Annotated in this window: 12 protein-coding genes; 8 read left to right on the forward strand and 4 right to left on the reverse strand. The window is 64.7% G+C overall.

Features of this window, described 5'->3' with window-relative positions; translation table 11 throughout:
- Nucleotides 1–35 precede the first annotated feature (35 nt).
- Nucleotides 36–983: a 2-hydroxyacid dehydrogenase gene (locus J2X53_RS14765; protein WP_349038261.1), complete on the forward strand. Its 948-nt coding sequence runs from the start codon at nucleotides 36–38 to the stop codon at nucleotides 981–983.
- Nucleotides 984–989: 6 nt separating this feature from the next.
- Here the strand turns inward: J2X53_RS14765 and J2X53_RS14770 are convergent, their stop codons facing one another.
- Nucleotides 990–1,910, reverse strand: coding sequence for a LysR family transcriptional regulator (locus J2X53_RS14770; protein ID WP_349038262.1), 921 nt, complete (start codon nucleotides 1,908–1,910; stop codon nucleotides 990–992).
- 172 nt (nucleotides 1,911–2,082) lie between these two features.
- Between J2X53_RS14770 and chvE the strand changes: the two genes are divergently transcribed.
- The 7 genes from chvE to J2X53_RS14805 all read left to right on the forward strand — a co-directional run bounded on the left by chvE (nucleotide 2,083) and on the right by J2X53_RS14805 (nucleotide 11,184).
- Entirely contained in the window at nucleotides 2,083–3,150 is a 1,068-nt protein-coding gene (gene chvE / locus J2X53_RS14775) for a multiple monosaccharide ABC transporter substrate-binding protein (protein WP_349038263.1), read from the forward strand.
- Nucleotides 3,151–3,214: 64 nt separating this feature from the next.
- Nucleotides 3,215–4,744 (forward strand): multiple monosaccharide ABC transporter ATP-binding protein, encoded by a 1,530-nt coding sequence (gene mmsA, locus J2X53_RS14780; RefSeq protein WP_349038264.1) that lies wholly within the window; start codon nucleotides 3,215–3,217, stop codon nucleotides 4,742–4,744.
- Nucleotides 4,745–5,935 (forward strand): multiple monosaccharide ABC transporter permease, encoded by a 1,191-nt coding sequence (mmsB, locus tag J2X53_RS14785; protein ID WP_349038265.1) that lies wholly within the window; start codon nucleotides 4,745–4,747, stop codon nucleotides 5,933–5,935. It begins immediately after the preceding gene.
- Between the two features lie 8 nt (nucleotides 5,936–5,943).
- Entirely contained in the window at nucleotides 5,944–6,924 is a 981-nt protein-coding gene (gene araD1 / locus J2X53_RS14790) for an AraD1 family protein (protein WP_349038266.1), read from the forward strand.
- 7 nt (nucleotides 6,925–6,931) lie between these two features.
- Entirely contained in the window at nucleotides 6,932–8,674 is a 1,743-nt protein-coding gene (araD, locus tag J2X53_RS14795; protein ID WP_349038267.1) for an L-arabinonate dehydratase, read from the forward strand.
- Between the two features lie 11 nt (nucleotides 8,675–8,685).
- Nucleotides 8,686–9,597 carry a Gfo/Idh/MocA family oxidoreductase gene (locus tag J2X53_RS14800; protein WP_349038433.1) on the forward strand — a complete coding sequence of 304 codons (912 nt, stop codon included), beginning with the start codon at nucleotides 8,686–8,688 and terminating at the stop codon, nucleotides 9,595–9,597.
- An 81-nt stretch (nucleotides 9,598–9,678) separates the two neighbouring features.
- Nucleotides 9,679–11,184, forward strand: coding sequence for an aldehyde dehydrogenase (NADP(+)) (locus tag J2X53_RS14805; RefSeq protein ID WP_349038268.1), 1,506 nt, complete (start codon nucleotides 9,679–9,681; stop codon nucleotides 11,182–11,184).
- Nucleotides 11,185–11,222: 38 nt separating this feature from the next.
- On the opposite strand, the gene J2X53_RS14810 is transcribed toward J2X53_RS14805, so the two are convergent.
- From J2X53_RS14810 to J2X53_RS14820, 3 genes are read right to left on the reverse strand one after another with little or no spacing between them, the layout of a single operon-like run.
- The gene (locus tag J2X53_RS14810) at nucleotides 11,223–12,107 is read right to left on the reverse strand and encodes a transglutaminase family protein (protein ID WP_349038269.1); all 885 of its coding nucleotides are present in this window, start codon (nucleotides 12,105–12,107) and stop codon (nucleotides 11,223–11,225) included.
- Entirely contained in the window at nucleotides 12,104–14,515 is a 2,412-nt protein-coding gene (locus J2X53_RS14815; RefSeq protein WP_349038270.1) for a circularly permuted type 2 ATP-grasp protein, read from the reverse strand. The genes J2X53_RS14810 and J2X53_RS14815 overlap by 4 nt, the downstream gene beginning before the upstream one ends.
- A gap of 7 nt (nucleotides 14,516–14,522) precedes the next feature.
- On the reverse strand, nucleotides 14,523–17,855 hold the full coding sequence (locus tag J2X53_RS14820) for a transglutaminase family protein (RefSeq protein ID WP_349038271.1): 3,333 nt from the start codon (nucleotides 17,853–17,855) through the stop codon (nucleotides 14,523–14,525).
- Between the last annotated feature and the right edge of the window lie 210 nt (nucleotides 17,856–18,065).

Below are 18,065 nucleotides of genomic sequence, written 5' to 3' on the forward strand. Positions count from 1 at the left end.
CCGGTCGCCCTGAACTGACCACAAGGATTTATTTCATGAAACCCGACCTTCTGGTGATGGCCCCGCCGCTGCCCGCTTGCCTTGACGATCTGGCCAGCCGCTACACCCTGCATCGCCATGACCTTGCCGATAACGAGGCACAGGTGGCGATGCTGGCCGATCTGGGGCCGCGCGTTCAGGCGGTGATCACCAACGGGCACACGCCGCTGACGGCCCAGATGATCGCGCAGATGCCTGCGTTGCAGATCGTGTCCTGCGGGTCGGCGGGCTATGACACCCTCGACGTGGCCGCGCTGACCGTGCGCGGCATTCCCCTGACCAACACATCGGACGCGCTGTCCGACGATGTGGCCGACACCGCGATGATGCTGACCCTGGCCGCGCAACGCGGGCTGGTAGCGGCGCATGCGCATGTCACCTCGGGCGACTGGGGCCGCGACGGGGCGTTCCCACTGCAATCCTCGCTGCGCGGCAAACGGCTGGGCATTGTCGGCATGGGCAAGATCGGTCAGGCGATCATCCCGAGGGCCGAGGCATCGGGGCTGCAGACGGCCTATTTCAGCCGCACCGAAAAGCCGGGGGTGAACCGCCCGTTTCAGCCCGACCTGACCGCATTGGCGACATGGGCCGATATCCTGATCGTCATCGTGGCGGGGGGCACGGGCACGATGAACCTGATCGATGCGCCCGTTCTGCGCGCGCTTGGCCCGCAGGGCACGCTGGTCAATGTCAGCCGGGGCTCGGTGGTGGATGAACCGGCGCTGATCGAAGCGTTGCGGGCGGGGGAACTGGGCCATGCCGCGCTGGATGTGTTCTGGAACGAACCCAACCCCGACCCGGCACTGACCGCGCTGCCCAACGTGACCCTCTACCCGCACCACGCCAGCGGCACGCGCGAGACGCGCGCGGCGATGTCCCAGCTGGCCGTCGCCAATCTGGACGCGCATTTCAACGGTCAGCCGCTGTTGTCGCGGGTGAACTGAGCCGCGCTACAGCGGCACCTGCCCGACGATCTGATCAATCAGCCGGTTCAGGGCAGGTGTGCGCGCCTGCCCCCGCCGGGTCAGCAACCCATAAGACCCCACGTCGATCTGCAAGGGCGAGTCCAGCGTGGCATAGCCGCCGTCAGGTCCGGCAAACACGTCGGTCACCGCCCGGGCCAGCGGGGCAATGGCATTGGTCTGCCGCACCATGGTCAGCGTCAGCAGAAATGACGCCGTGGTCAGGCTTTGCCGGGGGGCGGGCATTTCATTCTCGCGGAACGCCTGTGCCATCGCCATGCCAAGCGGTGAGGTGTCGGCGGGCATCACCCAGTCAAACCGCATCAGATCTGCCAGCACCAGATCGCGCTTGCCCGCCAGCGGATGATTCTGCCGCACCAGCAGCGCCACCGGCTCGGTATCCAGCGGCAGGGTCGCGAACTCTTCATGGTCGCGCGGTTCGGTTGGCCGCCCCAGCACCAGATCCAGCCGCCCCGCCCGCAACTCCTGACACAGCAGCGCCGAGGGGGCGACGGTCACATCGGCGGTGATGTTGGGATGCGTCAGACGCAGCGTGCGCAACGCGGGCAGCATCAGCCCCAACGCAGGCGCGGTCACTGACCCCAGCCGCAGATGGCCCGAGTCGCCCGAAGCCAGACCCGAAACCTCGACCGTCGCCTCCTGCAACTCGGTCAGAATGCGCCGCGCCCGTCTGGCCAGCGCCTCGCCCACCACGGTCAAGGCGATTCCCCGCCCGCTGCGTTCGTGAATGGGCTGGCCCAGAATATCTTCGATCTCGACAATCAGGCGCGAGGCGGTGGGTTGCGACACCCCGATCAGATCCGCCGCTGCCGTGATCCGCCGGGTTTCGGCCAGATGCGCCAGCAACCGCAGGTGGGTCATCTTCAGATGGTGCAGGGCCAGCGCCATGAGCATCAATCCATATCAATAATGAAGTACATGCTTCATGCAATCTCATTTGACGCTGATGTATTGCCGAGTCAATGTCCCGCGTGATCGCGGTCTCTGTGTGCAAAGCGCCTGAGAACGGACAAACCGCCGCGACAGTGCCGTGTTTCACGGCAAATGGGAGGAGAAAGACATGCAATTCACAAAACGCGCTGTGCTCAAGCTGGCGGTCGCCGCCACGCTTCTGGGCAGCCCCGTCTTTGCCCAGGACAAGGGCACTGTCGGCATTTCGATGCCAACCAAATCGTCGGCCCGCTGGATCTCGGACGGTGAGTCGATGGTGAAACAGTTCACCGAAGCCGGCTACGGCACCGATCTGCAATATGCCGAAGATGACATTCCGAACCAGCTGAACCAGATCGAGAACATGATCACCAAAGGGGTCAAGGTTCTGGTCATCGCTGCCATCGACGGCACCACGCTGTCGAACGCGCTGGAAAACGCGGCGGCGTCGGGCATCAAGGTCATCGCCTATGACCGTCTGATCCGCGAAAGCGGCGATGTCAGCTATTACGCCACCTTTGACAACTTCAAGGTTGGCGTGCAGCAGGCGGAAAGCCTTGTTGCGGGTCTGAATGAGCGCTTCCCCGATGTGAAACCGCATAACGTCGAATTGTTCGGCGGCTCGCCCGACGACAACAACGCGTTCTTCTTCTACAACGGTGCGATGTCGGTCCTGCAGCCGCTGATCGACTCCGGCGATATCGCTGTGCCATCGGGTCAGATGGGCATGGATGTGGTCGGCACCCTGCGTTGGGATGGCGCTGTGGCGCAGTCGCGCATGGATAACCTGTTGTCGGCCAACTACGGCGACAAGGTTCTGCACGGCGCGCTGTCGCCTTATGACGGGCTGTCGATCGGCATTCTGTCGTCGCTCAAGGGCGTGGGCTATGGCTCGGGTGATCTGGCGATGCCGATCGTGACCGGCCAGGATGCCGAAGTGCCGTCGGTCAAGTCGATGATCGCAGGCGAGCAGTATTCCACCGTGTTCAAGGACACCCGCGAACTGGCCCGTGTCACGGTTGGTATGGTCGAGGCGCTGCTGACCGGGTCCGAGCCGGAAATCAACGACACCGAGACCTATGACAACGGTGTCAAAGTCGTGCCGTCCTACCTGCTGGAGCCGGTTTCGGTCGATGCGTCGAACTACGAAGAGATCCTCGTGGGTTCGGGCTACTACACCGCTGACCAGCTGAAATAATCGGCAAAGACTCCGGGCCTGTCTGCCACCGGCGGGCAGGCCCGGTTTCCTCGGGGAGGGGACGATGACAACGCTTCTGGAAATGCGCGGGATCAGCAAGCTGTTCCCCGGTGTGCGCGCGCTTGATCAGGTGAACCTGTCGGTCGAGGCCGGTGAGATCCACGCGATCTGCGGCGAAAACGGTGCCGGAAAATCCACGCTGATGAAGGTGCTGTCGGGTGTCTACCCGCATGGCAGCTATGACGGCGACATCGTTTACGACGGCGAGACGCTGGCGCTCAAGTCCATCGCCGACTCGGAATCGCGTGGCATCATCATCATCCATCAGGAATTGGCGCTGGTGCCGCTGCTGTCGATTGCCGAAAATCTGTTTCTGGGCAATGAGGTGGCAAAGGCGGGCGTGATCAACTGGCCGCTGGCGTTTCAGAAAACCACCGCGCTGTTGCAAAAGGTCGGGTTGAACGAAGCCCCCAGCACCATCGTCGGCAAGCTGGGTGTCGGCAAGCAACAACTGATCGAGATTGCCAAAGCAATTGCCAAGGACGTGCGGCTGCTGATCCTGGATGAGCCCACCGCCGCCTTACAGGAAAACGACAGCCAGAAACTGCTCGACCTGATGCTGGAGCTCAAGGCGCAGGGGGTGACGCAGATCATCATCAGCCACAAGCTGAACGAAATCGGCCGCGTCGCCGACCGCACCACCATCATCCGCGATGGCACCACGGTGTCGACCCTGAACCGCGACCAGATCACCGAAGACCGCATCATCCGCGACATGGTGGGCCGCGACATGGCGCACCGCTACCCCGACCGCACCCCGAACCCCGGCGAGATGCTGCTGGAGGTCAAGGACTGGAACGTCTTTCACCCCGACCAGAAAGACCGCCAGATGATCCGCAATGCGGGCTTTTCCGTGCGCAAGGGCGAGATTGTTGGCATCGCGGGGCTGATGGGGGCGGGGCGCACCGAGCTGGCGATGAGCCTGTTCGGGCGTAGTTACGGCCGCAACATCACCGGCAGCGTCACCATGGGCGGCAAGCCGGTGGATACCTCTACCGTGACCAAAGCGATTGACGCGGGTCTGGCTTACGTGACCGAAGACCGCAAGGCGCTTGGCCTGATCCTCGAAGAGCCGATCCTGCGCAACATCAGCCTTGCCAACCTTGCCGGCATCGCCCTGCGCGGCGTGCTGAACCCGCGACGTGAGGCGCAGGTGGCCGAAGACTACCGCCGCGCCATGAACATCCGCACCCCGAACGTGCAGCAAAAGGTGATGAACCTGTCGGGCGGCAACCAGCAAAAGGTGGTGCTGTCGAAGTGGCTGTTCACCGATCCGCAGGTGCTGATCCTCGATGAGCCGACCCGCGGCATCGACGTGGGTGCGAAATTTGAAATCTACAACATCATGAACCAGCTGGCCGCCGATGGCCGGGGGATCGTGATGATCAGCTCGGAAATGCCCGAGCTGCTGGGCATGTGCGACCGCATCTATGTGATGAACGAAGGCCGGATCGTGGGGGAACTCTCCCGCGCCGAGGCGTCGCAGGAACGCATCATGGCCATGATCCTGAATTCTGTTGGGAAGGCGGCTTAAATGTCGGAAAAATCTTATCTTGGCAGTCACCTGCGCGAGTACGGCATGATCATGGCGCTGGTCGCCATCGTGTTTTTCTTTACCGTGATCGTGCGCGCCTCTATCGACGTTGACTTTCTGTCGGCGCAGAACATCACCAACCTGTTCCTGCAGAACTCTTACGTCATCATCATGGCGCTGGGGATGCTGCTGGTCATCGTGGCCGGACATATCGACCTGTCTGTGGGCTCGGTGGTCGGCTTTACCGGCGCTGTGGCGGCGGTGCTGACGGTCAATCAGGGCTGGCCGGTCTGGGCGGTGATCCCGGCCTGTCTGGTGGTCGGCGGGCTGATCGGGGCGGCGCAGGGCTATTGGGTGGCCTATTGGAAAATCCCGTCCTTCATCGTCACGCTCGCGGGGATGTTGGTGTTTCGCGGCTCGACGCTCTGGCTGCTGAATGGCCAGAACATCGGCCCGTTCCCGCGCTCGTTTCAGTCGCTTTCGACCGGCTTTATCCCCGACATCTTTGGCGATGCCGATCAGGCGCTGTTCGGCATGGACCGGCTGAACGGCACCGCGCTGCTGATTGTGGTCGTGGCGGCCTGCATCGTGGTCTATCTTGGCCTGCGCAAACGCGCGCAGGATGCCAGCTTTGGCCTGACGCCCGAACCGGCCCCAGTGTTCTGGATCCGCAATGCCATCGTCTGTGGCGCGCTGATCTTTGTCGGCTACAAGCTGGCGATCTTTCGCGGCCTGCCCAATGTGGTGATGGTGCTGGCGGTGCTGACGGTGATCTACGCCTTCTTTACCGAACAGACCACCAGCGGCCGCCGCATCTACGCGCTTGGCGGCAATGAAAAAGCGGCCAAACTGTCGGGGATCAAGACCGAGCGGCTGGTGTTCTTCTGCTTTGTGAACATGGGCGTTCTGGCGGCTCTGGCCGGCATGATCGTGGCCGCGCGCCTGAACTCCTCGACCCCAAAGGCCGGGGGCGGGTTTGAACTCGACGTGATCGCCGCCGTCTTTATCGGCGGGGCCTCGATGACCGGCGGGTCGGGCAAGATCATCGGCGTCGTGGTCGGCGCGCTGATCATGGGGGTCATGAACAACGGCATGTCGATCCTGGGTATCGGCATCGACTATCAGCAGGTGATCAAGGGCCTTGTGCTTCTGGCCGCTGTCATCTTCGACGTTTACAACAAAAACAAATGAGGTCGCCCATGCTGCTGTCACAGATCAAGACGGACTCCGGCATCGCGGTCGTCGCCCGCGAAGGCTCCGAGGCTGCCATCGTTCAGGGGGCCGCCAGCACCTATTCTCTGGCGACCGAGGCGGCAAATTCCGGGCGCTCGCTGGCGCAGGTGATTGCGGCCCACGGTCTTGGCGCTGCGGTCGACCTGCTGCGCGCCGCGACCGAGGGGCGGCTGATCGCGCCGATCACCCATCCGGACCCGGCGCATCTGCATCTGACCGGCACCGGCCTGACCCATCTGGGCAGCGCCGCCACCCGCGACGCGATGCACACCAAGGCCAATGCCGACGATGCCACCGATTCAATGAAGATGTTCCGCATGGGGCTGGAGGGCGGCAAGCCCGCCACTGGCCCCGGCGTGCAGCCCGAATGGTTCTACAAGGGCAACGGCGTGCATCTGGTCGACCCCGGCGCGCCGCTCACCTCGCCCGGTTTCGCGCTGGATGGGGGCGAAGAGCCAGAGCTGGCGGGCATCTATGTGATTGCCGCCAATGGCACCCCCTGCCGCGTCGGCTGGGCCTTGGCGAACGAGTTTTCCGACCATGTGACCGAGCGGATCAACTATCTGTATCTGGCACATTCCAAGCTGCGTCAGGCGTCGATCGGCCCCGAAATCCTTGTGGGCGATCTGCCTGCCGATGTGCGCGGCACCAGCCGCATCCGCCGCGCAGGCCGCGTGATCTGGGAAAAGCCGTTCCTGTCGGGCGAGGCGAACATGTCGCACAGCTTTGCCAATCTGGAACACCACCACTTCAAATACGATCTGTTCCGTCAGCCCGGCGATCTGCATGTGCATATGTTCGGCACCGCCACGCTGTCCTTTGCCGATGGCATCCGGGCAGAGCCCGGCGATATCTTCGAGATCGAGGTGGCCGATTTTGGCCTGCCGCTGACCAACCCGCTTGCCGTTGCCGCCGATGCCGGGATGGCATCCGTTCAGATCCTGTGAGGAAGACATGACCTTTAAACCCGCCAAATGGCCCCGTCATCTTCGCTCGCAGGAATGGTTCGGCGGCACCGGCCGCGACCAGATCTATCACCGCGGCTGGATGAAAAATCAGGGCTTTCCGCATGACCTGTTCGATGGCCGCCCGGTCATCGGCATCCTGAACACCTGGTCCGAACTGACCCCGTGCAACGCCCACCTCAATGACCTTGCGCAACGGGTCAAGAACGGCATCTACGAGGCTGGTGGCTTTCCGGTCGAAGTGCCGGTGTTCTCGGCCTCTGAATCCGCCTTCCGCCCCACCGCGATGATGTTCCGCAACCTCGCCGCCATGGCGGTCGAAGAGGCGATGCGCGGTCAGCCGATGGATGGTTGCGTGCTGCTGGTCGGCTGCGACAAGACCACGCCCTCGCTGCTGATGGCCGCCGCCTCCACCGACCTGCCATCAATCGTGGTGACCGGCGGGCCGATGCTCAACGGCTATTACCGCAACGAACGGGTCGGCTCCGGCACCCACCTGTGGAAATTCTCCGAAGCGGTCAAGGCGGGCGAGATGACCCAGGAAGAGTTCGCCGAGGCCGAGGCGGGCATGTCCCGCTCCCCCGGCTCGTGCAACACCATGGGCACCGCCAGCACAATGGCCTCCATGGCCGAGGCGCTTGGCATGGCGCTGTCGGGCAATGCCGCGATCCCGGCGGTGGACTCCCGCCGCCGCGTCATGGCGCAGATGACCGGGCGGCGCATCGTGCAGATGGTCAAGGATGATCTCAAACCGTCCGACATCCTGAAGAAAGAGGCGTTCGAGAACGCCATCCGCACCAATGCCGCCATCGGCGGGTCCACCAACGCCGTGATCCACCTGCTGGCCATCGCGGGCCGGGTCGGCATTGACCTCAGCTTGGATGACTGGGACCGCTGCGGCCGCGACGTGCCGACCATCGTCAACCTGATGCCATCGGGTAAATACCTGATGGAGGAATTCTTCTACGCAGGCGGCCTGCCCGTCGTGATCAAGCGTCTGGGCGAAGCGGGGCTGTTGCACAAGGACGCGCTGACCGTTTCCGGGTCTTCGATGTGGGATCAGGTCAAGGATGTGCGCAACCACAACGAAGACGTGATCCTGCCCGCAGAAAAGGCGCTGACCCAGTCGGGCGGCGTGGTGGTGGTGCGCGGCAACCTCGCGCCGAAAGGAGCGGTGCTGAAGCCATCGGCTGCCAGCCCGCATCTGATGGTGCACCGGGGCCGCGCCGTGGTGTTCAACGACATCGACGACTACAAGGCCAAGATCAACGATCCGGAGCTGGATATCGACGAGACCTGCGTGATGGTGCTGAAGAACTGCGGGCCAAAGGGCTATCCCGGCATGGCCGAGGTCGGCAACATGGGCCTGCCGCCAAAGGTGCTGAAAAAGGGCATCACCGATATGGTCCGCATCTCTGATGCGCGCATGTCGGGCACCGCCTATGGCACCGTCGTCCTGCACACTTCACCCGAGGCTGCGGCAGGCGGGCCGCTGGCGGTGGTGCAGAACGGCGATTTCATCGAGCTTGATGTGCCGAACCGCCGCCTGCACCTCGACATTCCCGATGACGAACTCGCCGCCCGTCTGGCGGCGTGGCAGCCGACGCATGACCTATATCCGTCGGGCTACGGCTGGCTGCACCAGCGCCATGTCGAAGGTGCCGACACTGGGGCTGATCTCGACTTTCTCAAGGGCACGCGTGGCGCGCCGGTGGGCCGGGATTCGCACTGATGCCGCAACCGATGAAAATTGCCCTCGTTGGCATCGGCAAGATCGCGGTGGACCAGCACGTGCCGGCCATCGCAAACAGCCCTGATTGGCAGCTTGCCGCCACCGTCTCGCGCGCGGGCACGGTCGAGGGCGTCGAGGCTTTCACCGACATCGTCACGATGCTGGAGGCGCGGCCCGACATCACCACCGTGTCGCTGGCGATCCCGCCGGTGCCGCGCTTTGACTATGCACAGGCCGCGATCCGCGCCGGTCGGCATGTGATGCTGGAAAAGCCCCCCGGCGCCACGCTGGCGGAAATCCATGCGCTGCAAGTTCTTGCGCAAGCGCAGGGCGTCACACTCTATACCACGTGGCACAGCCGCATGGCCCATGCCGTGGCCCCGGCAAAGGCGTGGCTCGCCGGTAAAACCATCACCCGTGCCCATATCACATGGCGTGAGGATGTGCGCAAATGGCACCCCGGTCAGGACTGGGTGTTCGAGGCGGGCGGCATGGGTGTGTTTGATCCGGGTATCAATGCCCTGTCGATCCTGACCGAGATTCTGCCCGCGCCGGTGCATCTGCAAAGCGCCGACCTGGAATTTCCCGCCAACCGCCAGACCCCGATTGCCGCCCGGCTGCAATTTACCGGCAACATCACCGCTGATTTCGACTGGCGGCAGACCGGCCCGCAGACCTGGGACATGGAAATCGACACCACAGAGGGCCAGATGGCCTTGCGGATGGGCGGAAATGTGCTGGAAATCGACGGTCAGCCGGCGCAGGGTGAAAACACCATCATGGATGAGTACCCCGCCCTTTACGCCCGCATGGCTGAACTGGTCGCGAAAGGGCAGTCCGAGGTTGACCTTGCCCCCATGGTCCATGTTGCGGACGCGATGACCCTTGGCAAACGCGCACTCACAGACCATTTCCACTTCTGACCCCATTTTCTATCCTTGAATATCCCATGGCAGACCGGGGGTGTGAATCCCCCGGTCTGCCGCCAATGATCGGAGACTGACATGCTGACAGGTAAGCACCTAATCGCAGGCGACTGGATTGCAGGGGCGCAGACCTTTGCGTCCACCCCGGCCCATGGCCCCTCGCATGACTTTGGCGTCGGCACCCCCGCGCTGGTGGCACAGGCTGTTGAGGCCGCCGAGGCGGCGTTCCCGTCCTTTGCCGCCACCTCACGTGAAGACCGCGCCCGGTTTCTGGAGGCGATTGCCGAAGAAATCGACGCCCGTGGCGACGCCATCACCGAGATCGGCACGCAGGAAACCGGCCTGCCGGTCGCGCGCCTGCAAGGCGAGCGGGGCCGCACCACCGGCCAATTGCGCCTGTTTGCATCGCATATCCGCGCCGGGGACTACCTCGACCGCCGCCACGATGCGGCTTTGCCCGACCGTCAGCCGCTGCCGCGGCCTGACCTGCGGATGATGCAACGCCCGATCGGCCCGGTCGCGGTGTTTGGTGCCTCGAACTTCCCGCTGGCGTTCTCGGTCGCTGGCGGTGACACCGCCTCTGCGCTCGCGGCGGGGTGTCCGGTGGTGGTCAAGGGCCATTCTGCCCATCCCGGAACGGGTGAGATTGTGGCACAGGCCATTGATGCGGCGCGCAAAGCCTGCAACCTGCATCCCGGCGTGTTCAGTCTGGTGCAGGGCGGCAAGCGCGATGTGGGTGAAGCACTGGTCCAGCATCCGCTGATCCGCGCTGTCGGCTTCACCGGCTCGCTCGGCGGTGGCCGCGCGCTCTATGACCTGTGTGCCGCCCGTCCAGACCCGATCCCGTTCTTTGGTGAGCTGGGCAGCGTCAACCCGATGTTCCTGCTGCCCGCCGCCCTGTCGGCACGTGGCGAAGCGCTGGCCAAAGGTTGGGCGGGCAGCCTGACCATGGGTGCCGGCCAGTTCTGCACCAACCCCGGCATTGCCGTGGTGATCGACGGACCGGAGGCAGACGCTTTCGCCACCGCTGCGAAAGCCGCCCTCGAACCCGTTGCCGCGCAAACCATGCTGACCGATGGCATGGCCGAGGCTTACCGCACCGGCCGCGACCGGGTGGCCGCTGGCACCGGCGTCCGCAGCCTGCTGACCACGATGTGCGACGCCCGCGCCGCCACGCCGAACCTGTTCGAGGTGTCAGGCACTGACTGGCTGGCCGATCACATGCTGGCCGAAGAGGTGTTCGGCCCGCTCGGCCTGATCATCCGGGTGCGCGATGCGGCAGAGATGGAGACGATTGCCAGCAGCCTGCAGGGCCAGCTGACCTGCACCCTGCATCTGGATGACGCAGACACCGCTCTTGGTCAGACCCTGCTGCCGATCCTGGAGCGCAAGGCCGGGCGCATCCTTGCCAACGGCTTCCCGACCGGGGTCGAGGTGGCCGATGCGATGGTCCACGGCGGCCCGTATCCGGCCAGCACCAACTTTGGCGCAACCTCGGTCGGCACCTTGTCGATCCGCCGATGGCTGCGCCCGGTCTGCTACCAGAACCTGCCAGACGCCCTGCTGCCCGCAGATTTCCGCTGAAGGCTCTCGCGTTTGATCGGAGTCAAACGCGACAGGCCCTAGGCCGTGATCTCTTCAATATCAACGCTGTGGCTGCCGGATTGACGTCCGTCCAGCCGCAGCCTTCCCGTCACCGGGGCCACATCGTCGTAGTCGCGGCCAAAGCCCACGTCGATGTGGTCATTGCGGGCAAAACAGGCGTTGGTGGGGTCGTAATCGACCCAGCCCATTTCCTCGCCCGCCCAGGCCCGAACCCAGGCATGCATCGCATCCGCACCCACCAACCGGGCTTTGCCCGGCGGGGGCAGGGTGCGCAGATAGCCGCCCACATAGGCCCCCGGCACGCCCAGGGCGCGCAAGGCCCCGACCATGATCTGCGCGAAATCCTGACAGACCCCGCGCCCCTGCGCAAAGGCCTCTTCCGGCGTGGTGTCGACGCGGGTGGCCTTTGAGTCAAAGGTCATGTGATCATGCAGCGCCAGCCCCAATCCCTCGATCAACGCCCGCGCGGTCATGCCCTCCTGCACCTGCGCGCGGGCAAACCCGGCGATCAGCGCCGAATCCGGGATGCGCCGTGACGGATCGGTGAAATGATGCGGCGCGCGCGGCCCGACCGAGCGATGCGCCGCCAGTTCCGCCGCCAGCCCGCGCAACGGCGGCGACAGATCCAGCAAGGCGTCTTCCGCCGTGCGTTCGACGACCGAATGCATGGTCAGGTCCAGACTGACCAGACCCGGCGGCATCGCCGCTTCGATCACATGGGTGCCAAAGAAATCGTGGAACTCGCCCCGCTCGCCCACATCGGGCTGAAACGCATAGCCCGCCTCGCGCACGCTTTGCATGCCCGGAATGTCGGCAGGCAGAATGCGGAACAGCTGCCGTCCCGCCCCGGTCGGGCGGTTGAAATCATAGCGGATCGACTGGCGCACTGCATACAGGGTCACCGCAGATAGGCCTCGGTCAGCAGGTCCGAAATCCCGGCAAGCCTTTCGCGCAGCTCTTCCAGCCCTTTGGTTGTCAGCGAGCCCGGTGTCGCCGTCGCAATCTCGACCTGACAGCGCAGCATCGCGCGGCCCAGTTCAGACAGTTGCCCGTGCGTCGCGGCGCCCGGCAGCGCCTGCACCTGTTCGCTCAGCCCGTCGATCAGATGCCGCACCGAGCGCGGGTTCATCGGGTCCAGCGCCAGCAGTTCAATCACTGTCTCACGCGTAGAGCCGACGCTGAACCGGCGGCGATGGGTCAGCACAGAGTCGCCCAGCTCGATACACAGATCCAGCGCGCCGGCCGGAGCCTTGGCATCGGCAAAAGCCACCAAAAGCCCGGTCATGGCCGAAGCCCGCTCCAGCTGCCGCCCGATCGACAGAAAGCGCCAGCCGAAAAAGCGGTACATGTTTTCGTGCACCAGACCGGAAAACCCGGCCAGCTTGCGCAGCAGCGCCGACAGCGCGCGCGCGGCATCGTCGCCGGGAGCGACCTTGCCCGCCATCCGGCGCGCGCTCTTGTCCAGATCGTTCAGCGCTGACCAGCCATCCGGTGAAAAGCGGTCGCGGACCTGACCCGCCGTCGCCACCGCAGCGCCCAGCGTATCCAGCAGACCCGGCGACAGACCCACCGCGCCATCGACATCATAGCCCTTCAGCACCGCATCCATCTGCTTTTGCAGCGGCAAGGCCGCCCGCCCGCCCTCGGCCAGCCTTATGTGCCGCGCCCTGAGCAGACGGATGATGCCTTCGGTCCGTTCGACATAGCGGCCCAGCCAGTACAGGTTATCTGCCGCCCGCGCTGGCAGCGCGCCGGGGGTAGAGCGGCGGTATTGTGCATCAGTCGCCGTAACCATGCTGATGGCGGGCACCTCGTCCTTGCTGACGATCCAGACATCCGCAGCACTGCCACCACGTTGCATCGCCAGCGCCGTCGGGTCTGCCGAGGCGCCGATCCGGGCAAAGCCGCCCTGCATCACCTGCCAGCCAGAGGGTGTGCGTGCCAGAAACACCCGCAGGGTCATCGGGCGCGGCACGATCTTGCCGTCGATCAGGGCGGGCGTGGTTGACAGTGTGACCGCCTCTTGTGCCACCAGATCCGGGCCATCCGCCGCCAGCCGCTCTGCCAGTTCCTCTGGCGTCAGCGATGCCGCCACCGTGCTTTCGCCTTGTCGGTCAAACGGCAGGCCGGTGCCAAGCGCCGCCGACAGCACCAGCCGCCTGCGCGCCACCATGACCTGCGCCCGTTCGGGCAGACCGCCACACCACCAGGTCGCGATGTTGGGCATCGCCAAGGGAACCCCGGTCAGGTGCCGCGACAGTTTGGGCAAAAACGCCATCAGCGCCCGCGTCTCCAGCACCCCCGACCCCAGCGAGTTCACCATGGTCAGCCCGCCCTGCCGCAGCACAGCCACCATGCCCGGTGTGCCGATACGCGACGCGGGGTCCAGTTCCAGCGGGTCGGCATAGCTGCCATCCAGCCGCCGCCACAGCACATCCAGCGGGTAGAGGCCGGAAACGGTGCGCACCATCAGCCGGCCATCCGCGACTGTCAGATCCTCGCCCTGCACCAGACTGACACCCATATAGCGGGCAATCCACGCCTGCTCGAAATAGGTCTCGTTCAGCGGGCCGGGGGTCATGATCGCGACCCGGCCATCCCGCGCGCCACGCAAACCCAGAAGCGCGTCGCGGAAATCGCGGAAAAAGCTTGCCAGCCGATGCACATTCAGCCCGGCAAACACGTCGGAATAGGCCCGCGCTGTGGCCACCCGGTTTTCCAGTGCATAGCCCGCACCCGACGGCGCTTGTGTGCGGTCGGCCAGCACCCACCAGCGCCCGTCCGGCCCGCGCCCGATTTCGAACGCGACAAAATGCAGATAATGCCCCGATGCCGGGCGCACCCCCACCAGTGGCCGCAGCCACTCCGGGTTACCCGCCACCAGCGCGGCAGGCAGATGCCCCTCCGCCACCAGCCGGTTTTCGCCATAGAGATCGGCCATCACCGCTTCCAGCAGATCGGCGCGCTGGATCAGGGCAGGGGTCAGCTCGGCCCAGTCGGCCTCGTCGATCAGCACCGGAATATGGCTCAGCGGCCAGGGCCGCTCGATCGACTGGCCCGAGCCGTACTGCCGGTAAAACACCCCGGAATCGCGCAGATACTGGTCTGCCCGCCCCGTCGCCCGAGTCAGGTCTTCGTCCGACAGCGATTGCAGATGCGCCACCAGCGGTTGCCACAGCGGGCGCATAGTGCCCTCTGCCGACACCAGCTCGTCAGGCACGCCGGGCAGCGGGCGATAGGCCGACAAGCCGCGATCCCGCGGCTTGCCGGTGCTGGTCCGTGTCGCTTTGGGCGTCACCACATTTTCCATCGCCGGACTAGAGCCCGATGGGCCGTCTCAGGTCAAGCGTCAGCGGGAATTCCCGGTGCGGGCGCTCTGCCATCGGGCGGGCGTGGTGGCCGGGCCGGTGGCCATTCGGCTCGAACCGCGCCAGCCTGCGCGCCTCGGCCTCGTTGCCATTGACCGGGAAGGTGTCGTAATTCCGCCCGCCCGGATGGGCGACGTGATAGACACAGCCGCCCAGCGGCCGCCCCGACCAGGTGTCAAAAATGTCAAAGGTCAGCGGCGCATCGACCGGCAGCACCGGATGGATCGCCGAAGACGGCTGCCACGCCTTGTAGCGCAGCCCCGCCACCGCCTCACCCGCGCCAACGCCGGTCAGCGGCATCACCCGCCCGTTGCACAGCACCTGATAACGCGACGGATCGGCGGCGGTCAGCTTGACCTGCAACCGCTCGGTCGAGCTGTCGGTATAGCGCACTGTGCCGCCAATGGCCCCGGTTTCGCCCAGCACATGCCAGGGCTCCAGCGCCTGACGCAGTTCCAGATGAACGCCTTCATACTCCACCTCGCCGCAGAACGGGAACCGGAACTCCGCCTGCGCCTTGAACCAGTCTTCACTCAACGCAAAGCCGTGCTGCGCCAGATCGGCCAGCACGTCGCGGAAATCCTGCCAGACATGATGCGGCAGCATGAAGCGGTCGTGCAGGGCGGTGCCCCAGCGCGTCATCTCGCCTTTCGCCGGATTGGCCCAGAACCGCGCGATCAGCGCCCGGATCAGCAATTGCTGCGACAGGCTCATCCGCGCATCCGGCGGCATCTCGAAGCCACGGAACTCGACCAGACCCAAGCGCCCGGTGGGGCCATCGGGCGAATACAGCTTGTCGATGCAGATCTCGGCCCGGTGGGTGTTGCCGGTCACGTCGGTCAGCATGTTGCGCAGCAAACGGTCGACCAGCCAGGGCATCGGAGCCGCGCCTTCGCCGGGGGCGGGGATCTGCGCCAGCGCGATTTCCATCTCATACAGCGCATCATGCCGCGCCTCGTCCATGCGCGGGGCCTGCGACGTTGGCCCGATGAACAGGCCCGAGAACAGGTAAGACAGCGACGGATGCCGGTTCCAGTGCAGGATCAGACTGCGGAGCAGGTCTGGCCGCCGCAGGAACGGGCTGTCGTTCGGCGTGGCCCCGCCGACCACCACATGGTTGCCGCCGCCGGTGCCTGCGTGTTTGCCGTCAATCATGAACTTGTCCGCGCCAAGGCGGCACTGACGCGCCTCCTCATACACCGCCGAGGTGATGTCCACACACTCCTGCCAGTTCTGCGCCGGATGCACGTTCACCTCGATCACCCCCGGATCGGGGGCGACGCGGATCACGTTCAGCCGTGGGTCATGCGGCGGGGCATAGCCTTCGATATGCACCTGCAGCCCCAGCTTTTGCGCCGCCACTTCCGCCGCGCGCACCAGATCGAGGTAATCCTCGACCGACACCACCGGTGGCATGAACACGCAGAGCCGCCCGTCACGCGGTTCTACCGACAGGGCGGTGCGGATATGGCCATCCAGTTCCTTTTCGCCAGTGCCCTGTTCGATTTGGGCACCCTGCGCCCCGCCAGCGGTAAAGCTGGCCGAGGCTTGCGGGCGCTGTTCGGTCACATCGGGGCTGTTCGGCGTGGGCAGCGGCGCACGTTCCACCGTGGGATCAACCGGGTTGATGAAGGGGTATTGTGACGGCGGGAGCCAGGGCAGGCTTTCCAGCGGCAGACGGTAGCCCACCGGGCTGTCCCCGGGGACCAGGAACATATGCCCGCGCCGCAGCTTCCACTTCTCCGTCCGCCAGCGCCGGCCCGAGGCCTGCGATTGCCAGCTTTGCACCGGCAGCACAAAGCCCGACGGGTTGGTCAGTCCCCGGTTGAACACGGTCGCCAGACGGTGCCGTTCTTCGGGGTCTTTCAGTTTGGAATTCGCGGGCGTCACATTGTCGGGCAGGTTCGCCTCTTTGACCAGCCATTGCGCCGGATCTTCATAGGCGGGCATAATGCAATCCGCCTCCAGCGCCAGATCGTCGGCGATCTGCGCCAGCAGGCGCTGCGCGTCATCGGTCGTCACCCCGGTCTGCGCGCCCTCTTCGGCGATCAGCGCCGGGTCGGACCAGATCGGCTGGCCATCGGTGCGCCAATACAGCGAAAACGTCCAGCGCGGCAAGGTCTCACCCGGATACCACTTGCCCTGCCCGTAATGCAGAAACCCCCCCGGTGCAAAACGGTCGCGCAGGCGGCGGATCAGCTGATCCGCAAGCACGCGTTTGGTCGGGCCGACAGCGGCGGTGTTCCACTCCTCCGCCTCAAAATCATCAATCGACACAAAGGTCGGCTCGCCGCCCATGGTCAGCCGCACATCGCCCGCGTCAAGCGCCGCATCCACCTTGTGCCCCAGCGCGTTCAGCTCATCCCAGGCGTCATCGCTGAACGGTTTGGTGATGCGCGGATGCTCGGCCACACGGGCCACGGTCATGTCAAAGGCGAAATCGACCTCGGCATAGCTCGCCATGCCCGAAATCGGCGCGGCGTTGCGGTAATGCGGCGTGGCGGCCAGCGGAATATGGCTTTCCCCCGCCAACAGCCCGCTGGTCGGGTCCAGCCCGACCCAGCCTGCGCCCGGCAGATACACTTCGCACCAGGCATGCAGATCGGTGAAATCCACCTCGGTCCCCGACGGGCCATCCAGCGCCTTCAGATCCGGTTTCAGCTGGATCAGATAGCCCGACACAAACCGCGCCGCAAACCCCAGATGCCGCAGCGCCTGCACCAGCAGCCAGCTGGAATCGCGACATGACCCGCTCAGCACGCCAAGCGTTTCCTCGGGCGTCTGCACCCCCGGCTCCATGCGGATGGTATAGCGCAGGGTGTTTGCCACCATCGCGTTCAGGTTGACCACGAAATCAACGCTGCGTACCCGGTCCTTGGGCACCGTATCGAGAAACTGTTGCAACAGCGGCCCGGCCGGTTCCTTGCGGCGGTAAATCTCCAGATCGTCGGTCAGATCCGCCGGATACTCGAACGGCCAGGTTTCTGCCGCTTCTTCGACAAAGAAATCGAACGGGTTGTAGATCGCCATATCGGCAACCAGATCGACCTCGATCTTGAACTCGCGCACCGGTTCGGGAAACACGAAACGCGCCATCCAGTTGCCGAACGGGTCTTGCTGATGGTTCACGAAATGCCCGCCCGGACTGACCTTGAGCGAATGCGAGATCACCCGCGTCCGACTGTGCGGGGCAGGGCGCAGGCGGATCACCTGCGGTCCCAGCGTGACCGGACGGTCATATTTGTAGTGTGTCAGATGGTGAATCGCGGCCTTGATCGACATTCGGTTACTTCTCGTAAGGTCTTGCCCTGAATAGCAGCAGGCGGGGTATGCGTATGGATATAGGTCTTTATGGCACGTCTGCCGCTCGGGTGTCGCACAAAACCCGCCCAATCCGCGAAAGACTGCGCAAATTCCGGGCAAGGCGGAAACGGGACCGGCGCGTTGACTTGTTTCCTCGTCATCAACGATCCTCTGAAATTCCCCGGATAG

Source organism: Pseudotabrizicola sp. 4114, from assembly GCF_031457365.1.
In the GTDB taxonomy this organism is placed as follows: Bacteria; Pseudomonadota; Alphaproteobacteria; order Rhodobacterales; family Rhodobacteraceae; genus Pseudotabrizicola.

What these genes read in the sequence shown, in the direction of transcription:
- mmsB (WP_349038265.1), top strand. Translation starts at nt 4,745, where the DNA reads ATGTCGGAAAAATCTTATCTTGGCAGTCACCTGCGCGAGTACGGCATG.
- araD (WP_349038267.1), top strand. Translation starts at nt 6,932, where the DNA reads ATGACCTTTAAACCCGCCAAATGGCCCCGTCATCTTCGCTCGCAGGAA.
- J2X53_RS14800 (WP_349038433.1), top strand. Translation starts at nt 8,686, where the DNA reads ATGAAAATTGCCCTCGTTGGCATCGGCAAGATCGCGGTGGACCAGCAC.
- mmsA (WP_349038264.1), top strand. Translation starts at nt 3,215, where the DNA reads ATGACAACGCTTCTGGAAATGCGCGGGATCAGCAAGCTGTTCCCCGGT.
- J2X53_RS14815 (WP_349038270.1), bottom strand. Translation starts at nt 14,515, where the DNA reads ATGGAAAATGTGGTGACGCCCAAAGCGACACGGACCAGCACCGGCAAG.
- J2X53_RS14820 (WP_349038271.1), bottom strand. Translation starts at nt 17,855, where the DNA reads ATGTCGATCAAGGCCGCGATTCACCATCTGACACACTACAAATATGAC.
- J2X53_RS14770 (WP_349038262.1), bottom strand. Translation starts at nt 1,910, where the DNA reads ATGGCGCTGGCCCTGCACCATCTGAAGATGACCCACCTGCGGTTGCTG.
- araD1 (WP_349038266.1), top strand. Translation starts at nt 5,944, where the DNA reads ATGCTGCTGTCACAGATCAAGACGGACTCCGGCATCGCGGTCGTCGCC.
- J2X53_RS14805 (WP_349038268.1), top strand. Translation starts at nt 9,679, where the DNA reads ATGCTGACAGGTAAGCACCTAATCGCAGGCGACTGGATTGCAGGGGCG.
- chvE (WP_349038263.1), top strand. Translation starts at nt 2,083, where the DNA reads ATGCAATTCACAAAACGCGCTGTGCTCAAGCTGGCGGTCGCCGCCACG.
- J2X53_RS14765 (WP_349038261.1), top strand. Translation starts at nt 36, where the DNA reads ATGAAACCCGACCTTCTGGTGATGGCCCCGCCGCTGCCCGCTTGCCTT.